This window comes from Leifsonia psychrotolerans (assembly GCF_013410665.1).
In the GTDB taxonomy this organism is placed as follows: domain Bacteria; phylum Actinomycetota; class Actinomycetes; order Actinomycetales; family Microbacteriaceae; genus Cryobacterium; species Cryobacterium psychrotolerans_A.
Genome location: NZ_JACCFM010000001.1, coordinates 2,107,849 through 2,131,281 on the forward strand (window position 1 = coordinate 2,107,849; position 23,433 = coordinate 2,131,281).

At 61.2% G+C, this 23,433-nt stretch carries 15 protein-coding genes and 3 rRNA genes; 7 read left to right on the forward strand and 11 right to left on the reverse strand.

The window, feature by feature from the left end; genetic code table 11:
- Window positions 1-5: 5 nt before the first annotated feature.
- The 6 genes from secA to mtrA form a co-directional block, all read right to left on the reverse strand.
- Entirely contained in the window at window positions 6-2,798 is a 2,793-nt protein-coding gene (gene secA / locus HNR05_RS09855) for a preprotein translocase subunit SecA (protein WP_179578849.1), read from the reverse strand.
- A 115-nt stretch (window positions 2,799-2,913) separates the two neighbouring features.
- Window positions 2,914-3,792, reverse strand: coding sequence for a ribosome hibernation-promoting factor, HPF/YfiA family (gene hpf / locus HNR05_RS09860; protein ID WP_425485079.1), 879 nt, complete (start codon window positions 3,790-3,792; stop codon window positions 2,914-2,916).
- A complete protein-coding gene (locus HNR05_RS17945) occupies window positions 3,698-4,390 on the reverse strand; it encodes a phosphoribosyltransferase family protein (RefSeq protein ID WP_179578850.1) in 693 nt (230 codons plus the stop codon). Before HNR05_RS17945 ends, hpf begins: the two co-directional genes overlap by 95 nt.
- Before the next feature lie 67 nt (window positions 4,391-4,457).
- The gene (locus HNR05_RS09870; protein ID WP_179578851.1) at window positions 4,458-6,149 is read right to left on the reverse strand and encodes an LpqB family beta-propeller domain-containing protein; all 1,692 of its coding nucleotides are present in this window, start codon (window positions 6,147-6,149) and stop codon (window positions 4,458-4,460) included.
- The gene (gene mtrB / locus HNR05_RS09875; RefSeq protein ID WP_179578852.1) at window positions 6,142-7,782 is read right to left on the reverse strand and encodes an MtrAB system histidine kinase MtrB; all 1,641 of its coding nucleotides are present in this window, start codon (window positions 7,780-7,782) and stop codon (window positions 6,142-6,144) included. The genes HNR05_RS09870 and mtrB overlap by 8 nt, the downstream gene beginning before the upstream one ends.
- Window positions 7,783-7,786: 4 nt before the next feature.
- Window positions 7,787-8,467 (reverse strand): MtrAB system response regulator MtrA, encoded by a 681-nt coding sequence (mtrA, locus tag HNR05_RS09880; RefSeq protein WP_179578853.1) that lies wholly within the window; start codon window positions 8,465-8,467, stop codon window positions 7,787-7,789.
- A gap of 130 nt (window positions 8,468-8,597) precedes the next feature.
- Here mtrA and HNR05_RS09885 point away from each other — a divergent pair, with 130 nt between their 5' ends.
- From HNR05_RS09885 to HNR05_RS09905, 5 genes are read left to right on the forward strand one after another with little or no spacing between them, the layout of a single operon-like run.
- On the forward strand, window positions 8,598-9,899 hold the full coding sequence (locus HNR05_RS09885; RefSeq protein ID WP_179578854.1) for a proline-rich domain-containing protein: 1,302 nt from the start codon (window positions 8,598-8,600) through the stop codon (window positions 9,897-9,899).
- On the forward strand, window positions 9,896-10,579 hold the full coding sequence (locus HNR05_RS09890) for a DUF4129 domain-containing protein (RefSeq protein ID WP_179578855.1): 684 nt from the start codon (window positions 9,896-9,898) through the stop codon (window positions 10,577-10,579). The genes HNR05_RS09885 and HNR05_RS09890 overlap by 4 nt, the downstream gene beginning before the upstream one ends.
- Window positions 10,576-11,850 carry a DUF4350 domain-containing protein gene (locus HNR05_RS09895; RefSeq protein ID WP_179578856.1) on the forward strand — a complete coding sequence of 425 codons (1,275 nt, stop codon included), beginning with the start codon at window positions 10,576-10,578 and terminating at the stop codon, window positions 11,848-11,850. Before HNR05_RS09890 ends, HNR05_RS09895 begins: the two co-directional genes overlap by 4 nt.
- The gene (locus HNR05_RS09900) at window positions 11,847-12,818 is read left to right on the forward strand and encodes an AAA family ATPase (protein WP_179578857.1); all 972 of its coding nucleotides are present in this window, start codon (window positions 11,847-11,849) and stop codon (window positions 12,816-12,818) included. Before HNR05_RS09895 ends, HNR05_RS09900 begins: the two co-directional genes overlap by 4 nt.
- Window positions 12,819-12,827: 9 nt before the next feature.
- Window positions 12,828-14,135 carry a DUF58 domain-containing protein gene (locus HNR05_RS09905; RefSeq protein ID WP_179578858.1) on the forward strand — a complete coding sequence of 436 codons (1,308 nt, stop codon included), beginning with the start codon at window positions 12,828-12,830 and terminating at the stop codon, window positions 14,133-14,135.
- A gap of 8 nt (window positions 14,136-14,143) precedes the next feature.
- On the opposite strand, the gene HNR05_RS09910 is transcribed toward HNR05_RS09905, so the two are convergent.
- Complete coding sequence (locus HNR05_RS09910) at window positions 14,144-15,139, reverse strand: stage II sporulation protein M (RefSeq protein WP_179578859.1); 996 nt, start codon at window positions 15,137-15,139, stop codon at window positions 14,144-14,146.
- A 17-nt stretch (window positions 15,140-15,156) separates the two neighbouring features.
- Here HNR05_RS09910 and HNR05_RS09915 point away from each other — a divergent pair, with 17 nt between their 5' ends.
- Complete coding sequence (locus HNR05_RS09915) at window positions 15,157-16,011, forward strand: RDD family protein (RefSeq protein WP_179578860.1); 855 nt, start codon at window positions 15,157-15,159, stop codon at window positions 16,009-16,011.
- 672 nt (window positions 16,012-16,683) lie between these two features.
- Here HNR05_RS09915 and rrf read toward each other — a convergent pair.
- From rrf to HNR05_RS09935, 4 genes are all read right to left on the reverse strand, one after another.
- Window positions 16,684-16,800, reverse strand: a 5S ribosomal RNA gene (gene rrf / locus HNR05_RS09920).
- 168 nt (window positions 16,801-16,968) lie between these two features.
- Window positions 16,969-20,097: ribosomal RNA gene (locus HNR05_RS09925) — 23S ribosomal RNA — on the reverse strand.
- A gap of 473 nt (window positions 20,098-20,570) precedes the next feature.
- A 16S ribosomal RNA gene (locus HNR05_RS09930) occupies window positions 20,571-22,093 on the reverse strand.
- Together the 16S, 23S and 5S rRNA genes form the textbook arrangement of a ribosomal RNA operon.
- Window positions 22,094-22,667: 574 nt before the next feature.
- Window positions 22,668-22,937, reverse strand: coding sequence for a DUF3499 family protein (locus HNR05_RS09935; RefSeq protein WP_343062545.1), 270 nt, complete (start codon window positions 22,935-22,937; stop codon window positions 22,668-22,670).
- Window positions 22,938-22,976: 39 nt separating this feature from the next.
- On the opposite strand from HNR05_RS09935, the gene HNR05_RS09940 reads away from it, so the two are divergent.
- Window positions 22,977-23,429: a metallopeptidase family protein gene (locus tag HNR05_RS09940; protein ID WP_179578862.1), complete on the forward strand. Its 453-nt coding sequence runs from the start codon at window positions 22,977-22,979 to the stop codon at window positions 23,427-23,429.
- The last annotated feature ends 4 nt before the right edge of the window (window positions 23,430-23,433 follow it).

The following is a 23,433-nucleotide window of genomic DNA, read 5'->3' on the forward strand; positions in this document are numbered from 1 at the left end:
GGGCGCTAGTTCTTCTTACCCTGTGAGCGGCGTTCTGCACGATTGGCCGGAGCCGCACCCTCGGTCTTCTGACCGAACGCACCACGGACGGTGCTTGCGGGTGCCTCCTCCTCCGCGGCGGGAGCAGCAGCCTTGCGGGCGCGATCCGTGGCAGCCTGCTGAATCTGTCCGCGCTGATTGCGCACTTCGACTCCACCCGAGTCGCTCGGAGCCGTGTAGCTGAGCTTCTCGCCGGGTGTTTCAGCGGGCGTGAGGCCCTTCGCCGCGACGACTGGAGTCGAGATCTCTCCCGCGCCTTGACTGACCTCGACCTCGAGGTTGAAGAGGAATCCGACGGTCTCCTCGCGGATCTGCCCCATCATCTGCTGGAACATTGCGAAGCCTTCACGCTGGTATTCGACCAACGGGTCGCGCTGGGCCATGGCTCGCAGGCCGATGCCGTCCTTCAAATAGTCCATTTCGTAGAGGTGGTCACGCCAGCGACGGTCGATCACCGAGAGCACCACACGACGTTCCAGCTCGCGCATCGCCGGCGATCCGAGCGATTCCTCACGGCGTTGGTAGGCGACCTTCGCGTCAGACAGAATCTCGCGGCGCATGAAATCGCGGTTGATCTTTCCACGGTTGCCGGCTTCAGTGACGACCTCGTCGATGGTCAGGCCCACCGGATACAGGGTCTTCAGCTCGGTCCACAGAGCGTCGAAGTCCCAGTCATCGCCGTTTCCTTCACCCGTGTGAACGTTCAGCACCTCGTCGATCACGTTTTCGAGGAACTTCTGCGTACGCTCGTGCAGGTCGTCACCTTCGAGAATGTGGCGGCGATCGCTGTAGATCGCCTCACGCTGACGGTTCAACACATCGTCATACTTCAGCACGTTCTTGCGAATCTCCGCGTTGCGGCCCTCGACCTGCGACTGCGCACTGCGGATGGCACGGCTGACGATCTTCGACTCAATGGCCATGTCATCCGGCACACCCTGGCGGCCCATCAGCGCTTCGGCACCGCTGGCGTTGAACAGGCGCATCAGGTCATCGGTCAGCGACAGGTAGAAACGGCTCTCGCCCGGGTCGCCCTGACGTCCGCTGCGTCCGCGCAGCTGGTTGTCGATCCGGCGGGACTCGTGGCGCTCGGTGCCGAGAACATAGAGACCGCCGGCTGCGATGACCTTCTCGGCTTCTTCGTCGACTCCGCTCTTGACTTCGGCAAAGACATCGTCCCACTCGGTCTCGTATTCATCGGGGGTTTCAACCGGGCTGAGGCCCTTGGCGTTCATCGCCGCAACAGCCAGGAATTCGGCGTTTCCGCCGAGCATGACGTCGGTTCCACGACCGGCCATGTTCGTGGCCACTGTGACCGAGCCGAGTCGACCGGCCTGTGCGACGATCGCTGCCTCGCGCGCGTGGTTCTTTGCGTTCAGCACTTCGTGCCGCACGCCCTTCTTCGCCAGCAGTCGCGAGAGGTATTCGCTCTTCTCAACACTGGTGGTGCCCACCAACACAGGCTGGCCTTTGGCGTGACGCTCGACGATATCTTCGACGACCTGACCGAACTTGGCCTCTTCGTTCTTGTAGACGAGGTCCGACTGGTCGATGCGCTGCATCGGCTTATTCGTCGGAATCGGCACGACACCCAACTTGTAGGTGCTCATGAACTCGGCCGCCTCGGTCTCGGCGGTACCGGTCATGCCGGACAGCTTCGAATACAAGCGGAAGTAGTTCTGCAGAGTCACGGTGGCCAAAGTCTGGTTCTCGGCCTTGACCGCGACCCCTTCTTTTGCCTCGATCGCCTGGTGGATGCCCTCGTTGTATCGGCGGCCCATCAGAATACGGCCGGTGTGCTCGTCGACGATCAGCACCTCACCGTTCATCACCACATAGTCTTTGTCTTTCTTGAACAGAGCGTTCGCTTTGATGGCGTTGTTCAAGAACGAGATCAGCGGAGTGTTGGCCGACTCGTAAAGGTTGTCGATGCCGAGGTAATCCTCGACCTTTTCGATGCCGGGCTCAAGTACACCGATGGTGCGCTTCTTCTCATCGACCTCGAAATCTTCATCGGCCACGAGCCGCTTGGCCAGGCCGGCGAACTCGTTGAACCAGCGGTTGGCCTCGCCGGAGGCGGGTCCCGAGATGATCAGCGGGGTACGAGCCTCATCGATCAGGATCGAGTCGACCTCGTCGACGATGGCAAAGTAGTGCCCGCGCTGCACCATGTCCTGGGTCTGCCAGGCCATGTTGTCGCGCAGGTAGTCGAATCCGAACTCGTTGTTCGTGCCGTAGGTGATGTCCGCGGCGTACTGCTCGCGGCGCTGTTCCGGAGTCTGCCCCGAAACGATGCACCCCGTGGTCATTCCCAGGGCGCGGAAGACGCGCCCCATTAGCTCGCTCTGGTAGCTGGCCAGGTAGTCGTTGACCGTGATGACGTGCACGCCGCGGCTCGTGATGGCGTTCAGGTAAGCGGCCGTCGTCGCGACAAGCGTCTTGCCCTCACCGGTCTTCATCTCGGCGATATTGCCCAGGTGCAGCGCTGCGCCGCCCATCAACTGCACGTCGAAGTGACGCAAACCCAGTGTTCGCGTCGATGCTTCACGCACCGCGGCGAACGCCTCCGGCAACAGGTCATCGAGTGATTCACCGTTGGAGTAGCGCTCACGCAGCGTCGTGGTCTCGTTCTTCAGTTCCTCGTCGCTGAGGCCTTTGAAGTCGTCTTCAAGCGCGTTGATTGCCTTCGCGTAGTTCTCGAGACGGCGCAGGATACGCCCCTCGCCAACACGAAGAACCTTTTCAAGAATTGAGGCCACGGATGCACTCCACTAGTCGTCACGGCGCATGCATACGCCTGCCGTCTGGTCGACGCCACGTTCTGGCGCCGACCAGCGCGCCGACAGAGCCGGCAACTCTAGCAATGCTACTTGGTCAACGACCCCGTCCGACTGCAGCTTCCCTCAGTTCGACCAGTTCAGTGACCTCACCCAGCTCGATCACACCGTAGTCCCAGCCTTTGCGGCGGTAGACCACGCTGGGGCGAAGCGATTGCGCGTCTTGGAACAGGTAAAAATCATGGCCGACGAGCTCCATGAAGTAGAGTGCGTCGTCGACGGTCATGGGCGCAGAATCGAACACCTTCCGGCGGATCACCACGGGGCTGTATTCTTCCTCGACGTCTTCACCGACGGTCTCGTCGTTCAGAATCGGAATGGCACCGGTCCGCACGCGTTCCATGGTTTCGCTGCTCGCCGGGGTGATATCGACCACGCGGAAGCCATCCGACGACGCCTCCTGCAGTGACGTGGGGCGGTGAGCGCCCCCACGGTGCACCTTTTTACGATCTTTGGCACGGCGGACACGTTCCATCAGCCGCCCCAAGGCCACATCGAACGCGGCGTACTTGTCTGAGCCGTCTGCTTCGGCCCGCACGACCGGGCCCTTGCCGATCAGGGTGAGTTCTACCCGATCCGGCCCGGTTGCCCCGTTCTTCTCGCCGTGCCTGCTCACCTTGATTTCAAGGGCAAGAGCTTTCTCGGCCAGACTCTCGACCTTTTCGGCTTTCTCTGTTGCGTAATCGCGAAAGCGATCAGTGATCCCTAGATTTCGTCCGACGATGTTTGTTTCCATGACGACCTCCAGATCTGGCGAAACGCCCTTCTCTGGGCGATGTTTCGCGCCTTTAGATCCACCGTAGCGGGGCCAGGCGCAGAAGTCACAGCATTTGCTGATCAGTTTGCTGGGAGTGCCGATGATCGGGGTAAAGCCGCTGGGTTTGAGCCAAAGTGGCGATACCAACGACCTCGCCACCCGCCTCGATCACGGCGCGTCGCGCCTCCCGAACTGTGGCCCCGGTCGTGAGAATGTCGTCGATGATGACGAAGCGGCGTCCGGCGAGAGAGCGGGGAGCATGGAGCGTTCCGCGCTTATTTCTGCTGCGCGCTTCGCGTCCGAGCCCGACCTGATCACGGATCATCCCGTGTTGTCTCAGCACGCGACTCGGCCGCAGCGCCGCCCGTTTCAGCAGGAGATTGACGGGGTGGTAGCCCCGACCCCGCCAGGCAGCGCGCGTGGAAGGAACCGTCACCAGTTCGATTCCGGGGCCGCCGGCGACGGCGGCGTTAATCGTCGCCCGGAGAGCTTCGCGGAGTGCCTCGGCCAGCGGCGAGGCGACATCGGTGCGCCCTCCCTCCTTGTACGCGCCGATCACCCGGCGCACGACCCCGTCATAGTTCAGGGCCGACCACACAGCGATGCCGTCGCGGTGGGTACGTTGGACCGCTGGAAGGAGTGCGGCACGGCAGTCAGCGCAGAGCGCTCGATCGGGCGCTTCGCAGCCCGGGCAACTCGTCGGCAGCAGTACAGCCCACGCGTCACGCAGCGCTGAAAGCAATCGACTCGGAATCACAAACGTAAGTCTGCACGTCGGCGCTGCGCCCGACCATGTCGGGGCGGCATCCGTGCACAACTTCGCTCTAGCGCGTGCCCTGCTGAGTCGCAATCAATCGCACCGAATCGATTCGTTCCTGCCACCCGCTTCCCCACTGAACCTGAAGTCCCGAGTCGACCGAGAGAGAGCGCAGATCACGCAGTATGTTGCCTCCGGTGATCGACACGCTCTCCGGTGCAGGCTCAAGCGGTGCGCTCATCCCACCGATCGTCTGAGCGATGATCTGCTCGGTTCCACTCGGCGTCGCACTCAGCGACGCGACCGTGAGGTTGTTGACCCAGGTGGCCCCCAAGGGCATGCTTCCGCTCGAAGCGAGGCTGAGCGGGTCGCCGAGGCTGACCGGAGCCAGCTTCTCCCGGTGGATCGCGGCCACAACAAAACGCAGATCGGTTCCGGTGCGCAGCAGCGCAACCAACCGGGTGCCGTCACGAGAGAGAACCAGTGACTGAATCGATGAAGCCTCCGGCCAGGAGGTGTGAACTGCGATCGCCTCACCCGTTGGCCCGTAGGCAAACAATTCGCCCGGCCGGTCCGCAGGAACCGACCAGACGTAGTCGAAGGGATCGACGGATGGTGCGATCAATCCGCCCCGAGGATCGAGCAGGTTGGCTTGCGCATCGGCGGCCACGCCGTAGACGCCCCCGGGGGCGAGCACAGCGGCAAAACGTTGACCAGCAGCGAGGGTTACTGCGGTGGGGTCCAGCGCAGCAATCGTCGTCGAGAGACCCTCGACCGGGGTGAGCGTGTCGTCGCTGGCTCCCAGAAACCCGAACTCTCCGTCGCGCAGAATCAACGCTCGAGCGTCGCCACGAGGATCGACAAGAGGCGCAGCGGCCCCCAACTCGCCGATATCCTGCGAGTTGTGGTTGATGGTAATTGTGACGCCCAGACCCGCGGGCAGGCTGTTCGTGAGCTGTGACTTCATCCGCTGCAGGGTGAGCCGATCGGCGTTCAACGCCTCAGAGTTCAAGTCAACCTGGGCTTCACGCGAGACCACCTGCACCGCATCGGCCGTGAGCTTGGTGCCTTCGGGGAAGGCCGTCGTCACTGCTTCGCTGAGCCAGGCGCTGGGGCCGGCCAGTACCGCGTTCACAATCTTGGTGGGCGCCGACGCACCACGGGGGAACCAACGCAGGTCGGGAACCAGGTACCGAAAGCTAGGGTCGAAGAAGTAAAGAGCCTGCTGGCTGAAAACGTCACCAAATGTACTCTGGTCGATCACGATCCCATTCGGCGGTTGGCTGATCCGCCACTGGCCGTCGACCTTCACAAAGTGGAACAGCAGAGTGACCGGTGCGGAGGAGACTACCTCGCGATACTCACCATCTCCGTTGACTTCGGCAACGGGTCTGACCGACAACTGCATCGCCTCGTCGTCGACGACGGTGACGATGCGGTTCGATCCATCGTCGATGGTGACGCCGGCATCCGGATCCCACGAAGTGTCGGCTGCCGGATCCAGAAACTCCCGCGCAATTTGGTAGCTGTTTTCGGGGCTCGACGATGCGTCGATGAAGCCGCGCAGGATGGCATCCTGGCTCGCGCCCTTCTCGGGACCCGACGGGAGAAAGATCGGGGCCGGCGAATCGCTCTGCACGACGGTCCGGCCGGCCTCCACGGGGCCGGTACGCGGAATTCCCGAACATCCGCTGAGCACGAGCCCGGCGGTGACGATCAACACAACCACGTTCCATCGATTCCGTCGCGCGCTACCCATGGTTTCCTCCTGAATCCTGGTCGCCGATCGGATTCTCATAGTCGGCTGCTCCCGCGTCGTCGGGCGGCAACGGAATCGGTGAATCGGTGAACGGCTCGCCGGCTCGCCGCGGCAGCGTCAGCCGAAAACTCGATCCCTGCCCTTCGCCCGACCACACCTCTAACACCCCCCCGTGCACCGTTGCGTCCTCGAGCGAAATCGCCAGACCGAGCCCGGTGCCTCCGATCGTGCGTTGTCGGGAGGGGTCGGCACGCCAGAACCGGTCAAAGACATGCTCAACATCGGTTTTGCTCATTCCAAGCCCGTAATCCCGTACGGACAGGGCCACTGCGTTTGCATTGCTATCGACCGCCACGACCACTGGTTTACCCTCTCCGTGCTCGATGGCATTGCCGATGAGATTGTGCAGAATTCGACGGATGCGACGTGGGTCCACATCAGCGTTCAGGTGGCCGCCAGGAGCGACGAGGTGGAGCTCGCTCCCCTTCGATTCAGCGAGCGAACGCATGCTGTCGATGGCGTCCTCGGCGAGGTGAACCAGGTTGGTGGGCTCTGCCTCGACCTGCACGGAGCCCGCGTCATAGCGGCTGATCTCGAGCAGGTCCCCGAGTAGAAGTTCAAAGCGCTCGACCTGGGTGTGCAGGAGCTCGGCCGTGCGCGCCGTCGCGGGCGCGAAACCGGCACGCTGGTCGTACAGCACGTCGCCGGCCAGCCGGATGGTGGTGAGCGGAGTGCGCAGCTCATGGGAGACATCCGAGACAAACCGTTGCTGAACTTCGGAGAGGTCGGCCAGCTCTTTGATCTGGCTCTGCAACGCATTCGCCATGCCGTTGAAGGAGCGCGCGAGCGTCGCGATGACGTCTTCGCCCTTTTCTGGAATGCGCACTTCAAGTTCGCCCGCCGCCAGCCGCTGGCTCATCTCCGCAGCCACACGAATCGGCGTCACCACGAAACGAACAACGATCCAGGTCACCGCCCCGATCAACAGCATCAGGGCAAGTGCTGCGATGCCGAGCGTGCCCTGCACGAACAGCAACGTCGCCTCTGCGTCCTGCAGGCTGTAGCCGATGTAGAGCTCATACCGTCCAGCCACCGGCACCGACAGCTGCGAGCCGACGACGATACCCGGGTACTGCTCACCGTCATCGTTCGAGAGCGTCACCGACTGCCAAAACTGCTCACCCGTATTTTCACGTACTGCGGCTCGGAGCTGGTCAGAGATCACGTCGGTCGACGCACCAAAAGTCGATGAGTCCTGCGGAACGACGCTGGACCCCTCCTGACCGGGCACTCGCAGTACGGCAATCAGCCGGCTCGACGAGGTCGCTGAAATTAACGTGCGTGCCGAACCCATCAGCGCCTGAACCTGAACGCGATCTGCAGCATCCGATGAATCGAGAACACCCTGGGCGGCATTCGTCGCCCGGTTTGAGTCGAGGAGCACCTGATTCAGCCGGGATTGGAAGAGATCGTTACCGATGCTGACCGACATGTAGACGCCGACGAGCAGAATCGCCAGCCCCGAAAGCACAACAGTGATACCGACCGTGCGAAATTGCAGTGATGAGCGCCACAATACTGCGACCCGGTGCAGCAGAGTCCGCCCGCCGTAGGAGACGGGGCGAGCTGCCACCGTTCTATCCCACCGCGCCGGCCCGGTAGCCGACGCCACGCACCGTCATCACAATGCGTGGATTATCCGGGTCGTCCTCGACCTTGGCTCGCAAGCGCTGCACATGCACGTTCACGAGGCGAGTGTCCGCTTTGTAGTGGTAACCCCACACCTGCTCGAGAAGCATTTCTCGAGTGAAAACCTGCTGCGGTTTTGAGGCCAGCGCGAGAAGCAGATCGAATTCGAGCGGGGTCAGGTTGATACGTCGGTCGCCACGCTTCACCTCGTGCCCTGCGGCGTCCACCACCAGATCACCGATCTGCAGCCGCCCGGACATCGCTGCCGGCGACGGGCGCAGCCGAGTCTTGATGCGGGCGACGAGTTCCTTCGGATTGAACGGTTTGACCATGTAGTCGTCCGCCCCCGACTCCAGCCCTTTGACGACATCGGTCGTGTCTGACTTCGCCGTCAGCATGATTATGGGCGTGCCGGATTCGGCACGAATCAACCGGCACACCTCGATGCCGTCGAGGCCGGGCAGCATGAGATCGAGAAGGACCAGGTCGGGTTTGGTCTCGTGGAATGATCCGAGCGCCTGTGCTCCGTCCGCACAGAAGTCCGTCTCGAACCCTTCGCTGTTCAACACAATTCCGATCATTTCCGCCAGGGCGGGATCGTCATCGACCACCAAAATGCGTGCGCTCATTCATCCATTTTTCGCTTGGGGCACGCCAATCGGGCGGCGGCGGCTGCAATCTCTGGCCCCAGACTAGCCGAGTAGGCCGGTCGAACGCCTGAGATCCTCATTCTGGGTCATCGTATGCCAGCATTGAGACGTGACTGACCCGCAAAACTGGCCTGTGCCCATGCCTCCCCCCGGCCAGCCCACGAATCCGACAGACGGCCAACCCCCCGGCCATCCGGCGGTCCCGCCCGTCGTCCCACCCGTGGTCCCACCCCTGACGACTCCCGTTGCTCCCCACTACGGGCAGCAGACCGCACCACCTCCCTCCCACGCAGCGTCGGCACAGCCGGGGCCGTACCCGGGGCAGCAGCCCGGCCAGTACCCGGGCCAGTACCCCGGCCAGTACCCACAAGCGTCACAAGGCTGGGCCCCGCCGCCGAAGCCTGGGCTCATTCCGCTGCGTCCGCTCAGCTTCGGAGCTCTCCTCGGCGCGCCTTTTCAGGTCGTGAAGCGCAACCCGAAGGCCACATTCGGCAGTGCATTGCTCATTCAGTCTGTGAGTGCCGTCGTGACGCTGCTGGTTGTCGGCGCCGCCGGTTTCTTCGCGGTTGGCCGCATCGAGTCTGCACCGATCGGCGAGCGTGATGCCGTGGCCGCTGGGTCGTTAACCCTCGTCGCATTATCGGCGCTCGTCCCCCTGGTGCTGACGATCATCGCTTCGGCTCTGCTACAAGGTGTCATCGTGCTCGAGGTAGCTCGAGCGACACTGGGCGAAAAATTGACGCTTTCTGCTCTCTGGCGCTCCGTCGGACGCCGGCTCTGGCCACTCGTGCTGTGGACTCTGCTGCTCGGGGCCGCGGGCCTGCTCGCGGTTGCTCTGGTCGCCGGTCTGGTGACCGTGCTGGTTCTGCTCGGGGGTGCCTGGATCGCTCTGGCCGTCGTCACCGGCATCATCGGCGGTCTCGCGCTCGTTGCCGGCGGCGTCTGGTTGGTTACCCGCACGTCGCTCGTGCCGAGCCTCATCGTTCTCGAACGTCTCAGCATCCGTCGCGCCGTACGACGATCATGGTCGCTCACAATCGGCTATTTCTGGCGCACACTCGGCGTGCAGTTTCTTGTGGCCGCGATCGTCAGCATCGTCACCCAGATCATCACGACCCCGATCAGCCTGCTCTTTTCAGTGACGACCTCGGTGCTTGACCCGACCGGTTCATTCGACACGCTCGTACCGGCGATCATTCTCTATCTGGTCCTTCTGCTCGTCTCGCTGGTTCTCGGAGCGATCGCCGCCGTCATCCAATCGGCGACCACTGCGTTGATTTACATCGATCTGCGCATGCGCACCGAGGGCCTCGATCTTGAATTGCAGCGTTTCGTCGAAGCGGCGAGCGCTGCTGCACAGTTCGGATCCGCGCCGCTACCCGATCCCTACCTGACCCGCGCTCAGGCATGAGAGTAATCGGCACCATCCCCGTCGACCCCGATGCGCCAGACGCTCGACAACTGCTGCGCGACGAATTGGGGAAGGCGCCCTATCAGGCGGCCAAACCCACTTGGTTTGATGAGGCGTCCAAGGCATTCTTCGACTGGCTCGGTTCGTTGGTCGCGCCGAGCGGCGACGGATTCGAGCCGTGGATTCCCCTCATCCTCACCGTGATTGTCGCGGTGGCGTGTGTGGTCTGTTTCCTTGTGTTCGGGGTGCCGAGGCTGAATCGCCGCAGCGATCTGCGCCACTCGATGTTTGGTGACAGCGACGAGCGAAGTGCGGATGCCATGCGTCACGCCGCCCGCACCGCCGCGGCGGCCGGCACCTGGGATCTCGCCTGCGAAGAAGCGTTCCGCGCCATCGCCCGCAGCCTGTTTGAGCGCACGATCCTGGCGCCAAGCCCCGGCACGACGGCGACCGATTTCGCGCGGCGTGCCGCTGGTGCTTTCCCCGCACACAGCAACGCCCTCGTCGCAGCCGCGCGAACATTCGATCAGATCCGCTATCTCGGCAGCCCCGGCACCGATGCAGACTACCGCGCTCTTGTCACGCTTGATGGCGTGCTGCGCGACGCCCGGCCCTCGCTGGATACCTCATCGGACACCTCGGTCGACCTATCCTCGGCCTCCGGGGAGCGACACTCATGACGGTCGCTGGCCACAACCCCGTCGCTGTGAACGACGCTGGCCCTCCGCCATTTGACGCGCCGTCATCAACACCGACCCTGCGCGCTGCTGCGCGGCGAGCCGGCTTTTGGGTGGCTGCCGGTGTCGGTGCGCTTCTTGTCGCCATCGTTGGAACGGTGATCGCTGGCGGCGGCCAACCGGGTGGTCCCCCGCTTGGCGCCGACAATCCAACGCCGGGTGGCAGTAGGGCCCTCGTCGAGGTTCTCCGCCAGCACGGTGTGAGAGTGACGGCGGCCCCCACGCTTGAGGTCGCACGGGCCACAATCGCCACGCATCCGCAGTCCACGCTCTTCCTCGCTGACGAAGGCGGCTATCTCAACGGTGACCAGATCACGGAGGTCCTGAACCTCGCCCCACGCACCGTCGTCGCGAACCCCGATTTTCTTGTTCTTGACCAGTTCGACTCCGCAATCGGCTTCGGTGGGGTCTCCGCCGCGAAGACGCTCAGCGCCGACTGCGCCGTGCCTGCAGCTCGCCACGCCGCGACACTCTCCCCTGGCGGGCGCACGCTGCGCCTGATCACCCCGGGTGCCCCCGGCCTCACCGGCTGTTTCCCAAGCGGCGACAACACCTTCTCGGTGATCGAACAGGTCAGCGACGGAGGCGTCGTGACGCTTGTCGCCCCGAACGCGGTGTTCAGCAACGACGAAATTGCCACGTTCGGGAATGCGGCGCTTGCCCTTAACCTGCTCGGGGCATCCGACTCTGTGATCTGGTATGTCCCCACGCTGGCGGATGTCGCACGGTCCGGACCGCCCTCACTCGGCCAGCTCGCTCCTGGCTGGGTCACCCCTGTACTTCTGCTTCTCGTTCTGACGGCCTTAGCCGCCATGGTGTGGCGGGGGCGCCGTTTCGGGCCGCTGGTCGGCGAGAATCTTCCCGTCATCGTCAGAGCCAGCGAGACGATGGAGGGTCGCGCCCGGCTCTATGCCCGCACCTCAGCTCGATTACGAGCCATCGACGCCGTGCGCATCGGCACACTGCAGCGGCTCGTCGACATGACCGGCCTCCCGCGCACAGCCAGCGTGACAGAGATCGCCCAGGCCGTCGCAGCCCTCACGAGACGGCCTGTCACCGAGGTGCTGGCCATTGTGCGCGACAGTCTGCCGCGCAGCGATCGAGATCTCCTTCGACTCTCCGACCAACTCGCCCAGCTGGAGCAGACAACCGCTCGCGCGACGGGCAGCGCCACCACTCACCCTGCTCCCCCCAACAGAAGAATGGACCAATGACGACTACAGCCCAGACCAGCGATACCCTTCGCCAGTCGCTCGCCCAGGTTCGAGCCGAGGTCGGCAAAGCGGTTGTCGGCCAAGACGGCGCCGTCACCGGCCTGCTCATCGCCCTGCTCGCGCGCGGCCATGTACTGCTCGAGGGGGTGCCCGGTGTGGCCAAGACCCTCCTGGTCCGGTCGCTCAGTCATGCGCTCAGTCTCGACACGAAGCGAGTCCAGTTCACGCCGGATCTCATGCCGGGCGACGTCACCGGCTCGTTGATCTACGATGCGAACTCAGGCGAATTCGAGTTTCGGCGCGGGCCGGTGTTTACGAATATCATGCTCGCCGATGAGATCAACCGAACTCCGCCCAAGACCCAGTCCGCGCTTCTCGAAGCGATGGAGGAACGTCAAGTCAGCGTCGACGGCACGACGCTGCCGCTCCCCGTTCCGTTCATTGTGGCTGCGACGATGAACCCTATCGAATACGAGGGTACGTACACGCTGCCCGAGGCCCAGCTCGACCGTTTCCTGGTCAAACTGGTGCTCGATCTTCCTGACCGCGAGACCGAGGTCGAAGTGCTGCGTCGGCACGCCACCGGTTTCAACCCTCGTGATCTCGCCGCGGCAGGTGTCACGCCGGTTCTGGGCGCAGACGACTTGGCTGCGGCACAAGCATCCGTCGCGGCCGTTGGAGCAAGCGCCGATGTGCTCGCCTACCTCGTGGATCTTGCCCGCGCTACCCGTCACAGCCCGTCTGTCAGGCTCGGAGTCAGTCCCCGCGGATCCACGGCTCTGCTGGCGGCCGCGAAGGCGTGGGCCTGGCTGAACGGCTACGACTCGATCACCCCCGACCACCTGCAGGCCATGGTCTTGCCGGTGTGGCGCCACCGAATTCAGTTGCGACCGGAAGCGGAGCTCGAAGGCGTCGACGTCGACGCCATCCTGCGTTCGATCGTGCAGCAGGTTCAGGTCCCGATCTAGGCCACCGCGATGACACTCACCGGACGCTTCGTATTTTTGGTCGCCCTCGGCGTTCTCCCTCTCGTGCTGTTGGGTGGGGAGCCGGGCGCCGCATTCGGCGTGCTCGGATTGTGGCTGCTCTTCGTGCTGGTGCTCGGCCTGTCCGACCTGATGCTCGCCGCTTCGCCCCGCACGGTGGCGCTCAGCCGTGCGCTTCCGAGCCGAGTGCGGCTGGGTGAATCGGTCACGAGTGAGTTGTATCTCACCAATACAGGCACGCATCGCCTGCATGCCATTGTGCGGGATGCGTGGCAGCCGTCGGCGGGAGCGGGTAACAACCGCACCCGCGTGCTGATACCAGCGGGCGAACGTCGCCTGGTGAGCCTCCGGCTCACTCCGGTGCGTCGCGGGGAACGCCGAGTGGCGCACGTGACCGTGCGCTCCTTCGGTCCGTTGGGTCTCTGGGCACGGCAGGCGACACTCGACGCGCCCGGGCTGATCCGTGTGCTGCCCCCGTTCCACTCGCGCAAACATCTGCCCTCACGATTGTCTCGTTTGAAAGAACTCGACGGGCGCACCAGCGTGATGATGCGCGGGCAGGGCACGGAGTTCGATTCGCTCCGCGAGTATGTACGGGGCGACGATGTGCGCTCGATTGACTGGCGTGCGACAGCACGACGCAACGATGTCATGGTGCGCACCTGGCGCCCGGAACGCGATCGTCGGATCGTGATCGTGCTCGACACCGGGCGCACCTCTGCCGCACGAGTCGAAGATGAGCCGCGGCTCGACACCGCATTCGAGGCGTCGCTGTTGTTGGCAGCGCTGGCGTCCCGCGCGGGCGACCGCGTCGACTTCCTCGCCTATGACCGGCGCAGTCGAGGCCGAGTACAGGGGGCGCACGGTGCCGAACTTCTCTCACGCATGGTCGACACGATGGCTCTCATCGAACCTGAACTGATTGAGATGGACTGGTCGGCGGTTCCCGCGCAGGTGCGTCAGATCACCAGCCAGCGGGCTCTGGTCGTACTCATCACAGCCGTCGACGCAGCGGGTTCGTCATCCGGGCTGCTCTCGATCCTGCCGCAGCTCACGCGACGCCACACCGTTCTCGTCGCATCCGTGACCGACCCTCTGGCCCTGACAACGAGAGAGATTCGAGCGTCGCGCGACGAGGTCTACCTCGCCGCCGCCGCCGAACGAGCTCTTCTCGACGTGGCACGCGTTACTGCCGCCATCCGGCAGCTCGGGGCGGATGTCGTCGCCGCTTCACCCGCTGAGCTCCCGCCGACTCTGGCCGACCGCTACATCGCTCTCAAGGCTGCGGGGCGACTCTAGCGAAACCGTCAGCCGGCGTAGATTCTCCGGGCGCCGGCCTCGAACTCAGTCAGGTCGCCCGTCTCACCCGCCCGGCTTGCCCGCCGACCCAGAATCAGCATGTAGGCGAGGAACGCGGCCAAAGCGCAAGCTCCGATTCCAATCTTGACCGGCCATGGCCAGGGTGCCGGCGTGACGAAACCCTCGATGACCCCCGAGACAAGCAGCACGAAGACCAGGCCGATCGCCACCGTGAACAGCGCGCGAGCGTCTTCCGCGAGGGCCTGGCCTCGGGTGCGCGCTCCGGGCACGATCCAGGCCCAGAAGATGCGCAGGCCGCCGGCGGCCGCAACGAAGATAGCGGTCAGCTCGAGCAGACCGTGCGGGAGGATATAGAGGAAGAAGGTGTCGCCCTGATCGTGGGCGAACAACACTGCGGCGCTGACGCCGATGTTCTGCGCATTTTGCAGAATGACATACGGCACGTACACACCGACAATTCCAAATGCGATGCACTGGGCGGCGACCCAGGCGTTGTTCGTCCACACCTGGCTGGCGAACGACGCAGCCGGATTCTCGGAGTAGTAGTCGACGAAGTCGTGGTTGGCGAGCTGAGCCAGGTCGGCGTCGGAGCCGAAATTAGCCAGCACCTGCGGATTGCCCAACGCCCAGGCTGCGTAGAGGGATGCAACCACGATGGTGACAACAGCGACAGCCAGCGTGAGCCAGCGCAGGCGGTACAGCGCAGCGGGAAGCTGATGCACGAAGAATCGAGGTACCCGTGACAGAACGTTGGTGCCGGCACCGGTGAAGCGGAGGCGCGCGCGCGCGAGCAACACCGAGAGCCGATCACCGTGAACGGTGGAACCGGCGGTGGTCTTCACCGCTGAAAGGTGGGTGGCTCCGGCCTGATACAGGCCAATCAGTTCGTCGGCCTGGGCGCCAGAAAGAGACCGCTGCGCACCCAAATCGGCGAGGCGGTCCCACTCGGCGCGGTGCGCAGCTGTGTAGGCGTCAAGATCCATCTGGTTCAATAGTAGACATGGCGAAGCCCCCGCGGTCTGACGTTCACGAAAACAGTGCCCAGAACGAGTTCGAACTCATCACGGGCGAAGCCGTGGCGCTCGACGTTCGGCCCGCCGGAATTGTCCTGCGCGGCGCGGGAACAATCATCGACTGGGTTGCCTATCTGCTGTTCTATTTGTTGACTCTCCTCCTGATCTTCACGGTCTTCTCCGATGTCCTCGACGAAGCCCTCGGCCAGGCTTTGGCCGTCTCGGCGCTTGTCTTCTCAATCCTGATCGTTCCGACACTTGTCGAAACGGTGACCCGGGGTCGCTCCCTCGGAAAACTTGCGGTCGGGGCCCGGATCGTCCGCGACGACGGCGGCGCGATTGGTCTGCGCCATGCGTTCATTCGTGCACTCGTCGGTGTGATCGAGATCTATATGACATTCGGGGGCCTCGCGGCCACCACCGCACTTCTCAACAGCCGTTCACAGCGTCTCGGCGATCTGCTGGCCGGAACCTACAGCCAGCATGAGCGGGTGCCGAGACTCCCTGACCCTGCGCCCGGGCTGCCCGCCGAACTCACCGTGTGGGCGCAGACGGCCGACGTCGCACTCCTTCCCGACGCGCTCTCGCGCCGAATCGCGCAGTTCCTGCGTCAGGCTTCAGCGCTCACCCCCCTGTCTCGAGAACGGCTTGCGGCCTCCCTCTCCGCAGAAGCAGCACCGTACGTGTCGCCGTTGCCCGCAGTGCCGGCAGAGGTCTTCCTGGCCGGCGTGCAGTCCATGCGACGGGACCGCGAGTACGCGGCCCTGCAGCGTCAGCAGGCGCAGCAGGCGCGTCTCGAGCCGGTGCTCCACGGCCTCCCCTACGACTTCCCGAACCGCTAACCAGCGCGCCCGCCGCTGGCCCAGGCCCGCACGGCATAAACGCTGCCCGGTCGAGTCTGTGGAGACCCGGTGAGCCATCCCCGAGACACGGTCACGCGATCTCGACACGCTCGATCAACGACGCCCATTCCGTTGGTCGACGCCCCTTCCGCTGGTCGACGCCCCTTCCGCTGGTCGAGCTCGTCGAGACCCGGCGAGCCGCCCCCGAGACGCACTCACGCGATCTCGACAGGCTCGATCAACGGTTTGGGTCGATCGACGCCCCTTCCGCTGGTCGAGCTCGTCGAGACCCGGCGACCCACCCCCGAGACGCACTCAAGCGATCTCGACAGGCTCGATCAACGGTTTGGGTCGATCGACGCCCCTTCCGCTGGTCGAGCTCGTCGAGACCCGGCGACCCATCCCCGAGACGCACTCACGCGATCTCGACAGGCTCGATCAACGGTGGGATCGATCAACGGTGGGATCGATCAACGACCCCTTTCCGCTGGTCGAGCTTGTCGAGACCCGGCGAGCCGCCCCGAGACACGGTCACGAGATCTCGACACGCTCGATCAACGTGGGCTCGATCAACGGTGGGTCGATCGGTGGGCGGGGTCGATCGGCGGGCGGCGCGTTAACGCAAGAAAGCCACCCCCGAAGGGATGGCTTTCTTGTGTGTTTCTAAGTTAAGTCCGGCGGTGTCCTACTCTCCCACAGGGTCCCCCCTGCAGTACCATCGGCGCTGAGAGCCTTAGCTTCCGGGTTCGGAATGTGACCGGGCGTTTCCCTCTCGCTATAGCCGCCGAAACATCTTGTGATGAACCACCAGGGTGGTCGTCAAGTCGTTTCAACATCTTGCGTGTACCGACTCGAAAGACGGCACTATTCAATTGTTGTTTGCCTATGAAGGCGGTTGTTCTCGACCGTACATCGAGAACCACATAGTGGACGCATAGCAGCTTATTCAAACTGAGTGTTATCAAATTATCGGCTTATTAGTACCGGTCAGCTCCATGAGTCTTTAGTCCTCACTTCCACATCCGGCCTATCAACGCAGTAGTCTAGCTGCGAGCCTCTCCCCCTAAGGGATGGAAATCTCATCTCGAAGCCGGCTTCCCGCTTAGATGCTTTCAGCGGTTATCCGTTCCGAACGTAGCTAATCAGCGGTGCTCCTGGCGGAACAACTGACACACCAGAGGTTCGTCCATCCCGGTCCTCTCGTACTAGGGATAGATCTTCTCAAATTTCCTGCGCGCGCAGCGGATAGGGACCGAACTGTCTCACGACGTTCTAAACCCAGCTCGCGTACCGCTTTAATGGGCGAACAGCCCAACCCTTGGGACCTACTCCAGCCCCAGGATGCGACGAGCCGACATCGAGGTGCCAAACCATGCCGTCGATATGGACTCTTGGGCAAGATCAGCCTGTTATCCCCGAGGTACCTTTTATCCGTTGAGCGACAGCGCTTCCACAAGCCACTGCCGGATCACTAGTCCCGACTTTCGTCCCTGCTCGACTTGTCAGTCTCACAGTCAAGCTCCCTTGTGCACTTACACTCGACACCTGATTGCCAACCAGGTTGAGGGAACCTTTGGGCGCCTCCGTTACTTTTTAGGAGGCAACCGCCCCAGTTAAACTACCCACCAGGCACTGTCCCTGAACCGGATCACGGTTCGAAGTTAGATATCCAATATGACCAGAGTGGTATTTCAACGATGACTCCACCTGAACTAGCGTCCAAGCTTCAAAGTCTCCCACCTATCCTACACAAGCCACACCGAACACCAATACCAAGCTGTAGTAAAGGTCACGGGGTCTTTCCGTCCTGCTGCGCGTAACGAGCATCTTTACTCGTAATGCAATTTCGCCGAGTTCGCGGTTGAGACAGCTGGGAAGTCGTTACGCCATTCGTGCAGGTCGGAACTTACCCGACAAGGAATTTCGCTACCTTAGGATGGTTATAGTTACCACCGCCGTTTACTGGGGCTTAAATTCTCAGCTTCGCCTTACGGCTAACCGTTCCTCTTAACCTTCCAGCACCGGGCAGGCGTCAGTCCGTATACATCGTCTTGCGACTTGGCACGGACCTGTGTTTTTAGTAAACAGTCGCTTCCCACTGGTCTCTGCGGCCTTCAAACGCTTCGGAAGTAAATTCCTACACGCCTCAGGCCCCCCTTCTCCCGAAGTTACGGGGGCATTTTGCCGAGTTCCTTAACCACGATTCTCTCGATCTCCTTAGTATTCTCTACCTGATCACCTGAGTCGGTTTGGGGTACGGGTGACTAAAACCTCGCGTCGATGCTTTTCTTGGCAGCATAGGATCACTGATTTCGCCCATACGGGCTACCCATCGGGTCTCAACCTTATATGAGAGACGGATTTGCCTATCTCTCGGCCTACATCCTTAGACCGGGACAACCATCGCCCGGCTCAGCTACCTTCCTGCGTCACACCTGTTAATACGCTAACCGCACCAGCATAGGGTCGTGTGCTAGGCCCAACGCCTCACCCCGAAGGGATCAGTCAGTGGGATTCAGACACTTAGCATCACTGGATTAGTTTGGGCGGTTTTTCGCCAGTACGGGAATATCAACCCGTTGTCCATCGACTACGCCTGTCGGCCTCGCCTTAGGTCCCGACTTACCCAGGGCGGATTAACCTGGCCCTGGAACCCTTGATCTTTCGGAGGACGGGTTTCTCACCCGTCTTTCGCTACTCATGCCTGCATTCTCACTCGTGTAGCCTCCACGGCTGGTTTACACCGCCGCTTCGCTGGCCACACGACGCTCTCCTACCCATCAACACGGCTGAACCAACACCACAAGGGTGCGGCTTACCAAAAATATCAATGCCACAACTTCGGTGGCGTGCTTGAGCCCCGTTACATTGTCGGCGCGGAATCACTTGACCAGTGAGCTATTACGCACTCTTTCAAGGGTGGCTGCTTCTAAGCCAACCTCCTGGTTGTCTGTGCAACTCCACATCCTTTCCCACTTAGCACGCGCTTTGGGACCTTAGTTGGTGGTCTGGGTTGTTTCCCTCTCGACGATGAAGCTTATCCCCCACCGTCTCACTGCTGCGCTCTCACTTACCGGCATTCGGAGTTTGGCTAACGTCAGTAACCTTTTAGGGCCCATCGGCTATCCAGTAGCTCTACCTCCGGCAAGAAACACGCAACGCTGCACCTAAATGCATTTCGGAGAGAACCAGCTATCACGAAGTTTGATTGGCCTTTCACCCCTATCCACAGCTCATCCCCTCCATTTTCAACTGAAGTGGGTTCGGTCCTCCACGACGTCTTACCGTCGCTTCAACCTGGCCATGGATAGATCACTTCGCTTCGGGTCTAGGACATGCGACTGAATCGCCCTATTCAGACTCGCTTTCGCTACGCATTCCCCTCTCGGGTTAAGCTCGCCACATATCACTAACTCGCAGGCTCATTCTTCAAAAGGCACGCTGTCACCAGAATCAGACTGGCTCCAACGGTTTGTAAGCAAACGGTTTCAGGTACTATTTCACTCCCCTCCCGGGGTACTTTTCACCTTTCCCTCACGGTACTTGTTCACTATCGGTCATGTAGGAGTATTTAGGCTTATCAGGTGGTCCTGACAGATTCACACGGGATTTCTCGGGCCCCGTGCTACTTGGGATACTCTTCGCGCCATTGCTGCATTTCGACTACGGGGTTCGCACCCTCTATGACCAGGCTTTCAATCCTGTTCGTCTATACAACGTTGTAACGCTCACTGTTCGGCAGAATCAGCAGAAAAGTCCCGCAACCCCGACCATGCAACGCCTGCCGGCTATCACACATGATCGGTTTAGCCTCATCCGGTTTCGCTCGCCACTACTAACGGAATCACTGTTGTTTTCTCTTCCTGTGGGTACTGAGATGTTTCACTTCCCCACGTTCCCTCTACCCGCCCTATATATTCAGGCGGGAGTCACCAGGTCACCTTACGGGCCTGGCGGGGTTTCCCCATTCGGAAATCCTCGGATCAAAGTTCGTTTATCAACTCCCCGAGGCTTATCGCAGATTACTACGTCCTTCTTCGGCTCTACATGCCAAGGCATTCACCGTTTGCTCTTAAAAATTTGAAATCACATGAGTTTGAATCGATTAAGTATCACGAATAAATTCGCGATCGAAATTGACCAATGATCTATGCACACTCACCCCAAAGGGCTCATGTGCTTTTGATCTTTGTAATCTATGCCCGAAGGCACAAATTTAAGATGCTCGCGTCCACTGTGTAGTTCTCAAAGTACGGGCGGTATCCCCTCCCATCCGCGGCTGCAAAACAGCTCGACTGCGAATGAAAAAAGATCCAGAGGAAAGGTTCATCAGCCCAAAGGCTCATGTTCCGGTCCCTCAGGACCCAACAGCGTGCGTCATACAAACCCTCAAAAACCAAACCTTTCCAACCCCGCAAGGGAGCGTACTGAGTTCAACTTCATCCTGTTTGCATCAATGTCAATGTTCCACCCATGAGCGCCATCCAACCCGAACAGGTTGGTATGACTGTCAGCTGTTATCTCCCTGTATACAGAGGAGAGCTGAACGTGCTCCTTAGAAAGGAGGTGATCCAGCCGCACCTTCCGGTACGGCTACCTTGTTACGACTTAGTCCTAATCACCGATCCCACCTTCGACAGCTCCTCCCCTTGCGGGTTAGGCCACTGGCTTCGGGTGTTACCGACTTTCATGACTTGACGGGCGGTGTGTACAAGGCCCGGGAACGTATTCACCGCAGCGTTGCTGATCTGCGATTACTAGCGACTCCGACTTCATGAGGTCGAGTTGCAGACCTCAATCCGAACTGAGACCGGCTTTTTGGGATTCGCTCCACCTTACGGTATTGCAGCCCTTTGTACCGGCCATTGTAGCATGCGTGAAGCCCAAGACATAAGGGGCATGATGATTTGACGTCATCCCCACCTTCCTCCGAGTTGACCCCGGCAGTATCCCATGAGTTCCCACCATTACGTGCTGGCAACATAGGACGAGGGTTGCGCTCGTTGCGGGACTTAACCCAACATCTCACGACACGAGCTGACGACAACCATGCACCACCTGTTTACGAGTGTCCAAAGAGTTGACCATTTCTGGCCCGTTCTCGTATATGTCAAGCCTTGGTAAGGTTCTTCGCGTTGCATCGAATTAATCCGCATGCTCCGCCGCTTGTGCGGGCCCCCGTCAATTCCTTTGAGTTTTAGCCTTGCGGCCGTACTCCCCAGGCGGGGAACTTAATGCGTTAGCTGCGTCACGGAGACCGTGGAATGGCCCCCACAACTAGTTCCCAACGTTTACGGCATGGACTACCAGGGTATCTAATCCTGTTCGCTCCCCATGCTTTCGCTCCTCAGCGTCAGTTACGGCCCAGAGATCTGCCTTCGCCATCGGTGTTCCTCCTGATATCTGCGCATTCCACCGCTACACCAGGAATTCCAATCTCCCCTACCGCACTCTAGTCTGCCCGTACCCACTGCAGGCCCGAGGTTGAGCCTCGGGTTTTCACAGCAGACGCGACAAACCGCCTACGAGCTCTTTACGCCCAATAATTCCGGACAACGCTTGCACCCTACGTATTACCGCGGCTGCTGGCACGTAGTTAGCCGGTGCTTTTTCTGCAGGTACCGTCACTTTCGCTTCTTCCCTACTAAAAGAGGTTTACAACCCGAAGGCCGTCGTCCCTCACGCGGCGTTGCTGCATCAGGCTTTCGCCCATTGTGCAATATTCCCCACTGCTGCCTCCCGTAGGAGTCTGGGCCGTGTCTCAGTCCCAGTGTGGCCGGTCACCCTCTCAGGCCGGCTACCCGTCGTCGCCTTGGTGAGCTATTACCTCACCAACAAGCTGATAGGCCGCGAGTCCATCCTTGACCGAAATTCTTTCCACCCCCTGGAGATGCCTCCGAGGGTCGTATCCGGTATTAGACGTCGTTTCCAACGCTTATCCCAGAGTCAAGGGCAGGTTACTCACGTGTTACTCACCCGTTCGCCACTGATCCAAAGAGCAAGCTCTTCTTCACCGTTCGACTTGCATGTGTTAAGCACGCCGCCAGCGTTCGTCCTGAGCCAGGATCAAACTCTCCGTAAATGTTTGATTGCCAAGCCACCGAAGCGACCGGCACATCTAGTGTGTTCCACCACCGGAATAGGCGGGAAGAACACAAGTTTGAAACTGACAGAACAAATCATTACTGACTTGCTTTGTTGTTATAAATGTTTTCCAAAGGAATCTCCTACGCGGTACCCCCTAGAAAGGGACCCTACGTACGAGGTTTTTGGCATTTGACATTGTGCACGCTGTTGAGTTCTCAAGGATCGGACGCACCCGGTTTCAGGCCATACTGACTAGCAGTTCTTGGCTTTCGCTCCGAGGCAACTTCTCTAATTTAGACCCTCGCGATCCGCCTGTCAAATCGAGTGTTTCGAGCGTTTCGCCGGCACTGATGTACACGACAAATCACGCGACTCGACCTGAATAATCAGCTCTGCGAGTGGACTTTCCATCCTAAGTGACGATCATGGTTCCTACAAGAGAAACGTGAATGATTATCAACTCTGGATGATGGTCCCGCTTGAGGCCGGAAGCTCTGCGGCTTTTCCGAACCTGTGGGGTGACAAGGGAAAACAATACGTGGATCGCCAGCACCTCGCAAATTCACGATTCATCCCGGGCGCGTCACCCTCGACTCCCCCGTGAAACCGGGATTGTTGTGGGTAGGACGTTCGCTGAATACCCGGTGGCGAATGATCTGCCACCCCTGAGGAGCAGAGGTACGGTCTGCATGGCGTCGGCAGAGATCGTAACAGTGAGGTTCCGGCGTATCGGAGAGCGGTCCGAGCACGGCCATGGAGTCTGCGTACACGTACGTCAACGTCGCCACGGCCGGGTCGGCGCAGCTGATTCGGGAACACGGTCTCTGGGACATCGCCATTCAGATTACCCTCACCCGACTCAGAAGTAGGATGTGACGATGGCCAGGTCGCAGAGTTCTACTGACCCTTTTCCCGCACCGACACGGCGCGGGCGGGGTCGAGATCGTCACGGCCGCGGCATCCGCAGCTCGGCCACGGGCCCCTACCTGCCGCCGCTGCGCACCCGCATCGGCATGTTCGACATGACGATCGCCGCGACAGTGGACTATCTACGCGGTGTGTGGCCGGCCGAGCTTTCTTCGGTGAGGTTCGAAGTGGCGCCGGGGCCCGATTCCGCTATGTCTGTCGGCGGCGTCGAACGCTGGTCGGTTGACTCCGTGGCACGGAGAGTGGTCTTCTACCGCCTGCCGATCCAGCGGCTGTCCCGCCTGCACCGAAACGACGAATTCCACCAGCGCATGATCATCGAAAGCTGCGTCTTCCGTGCCGTCGCCGAATACCTCGGCAAAGATCCGTGGGACCTCGCCCCCGAACACTTTCGGCACTTCTAGACGT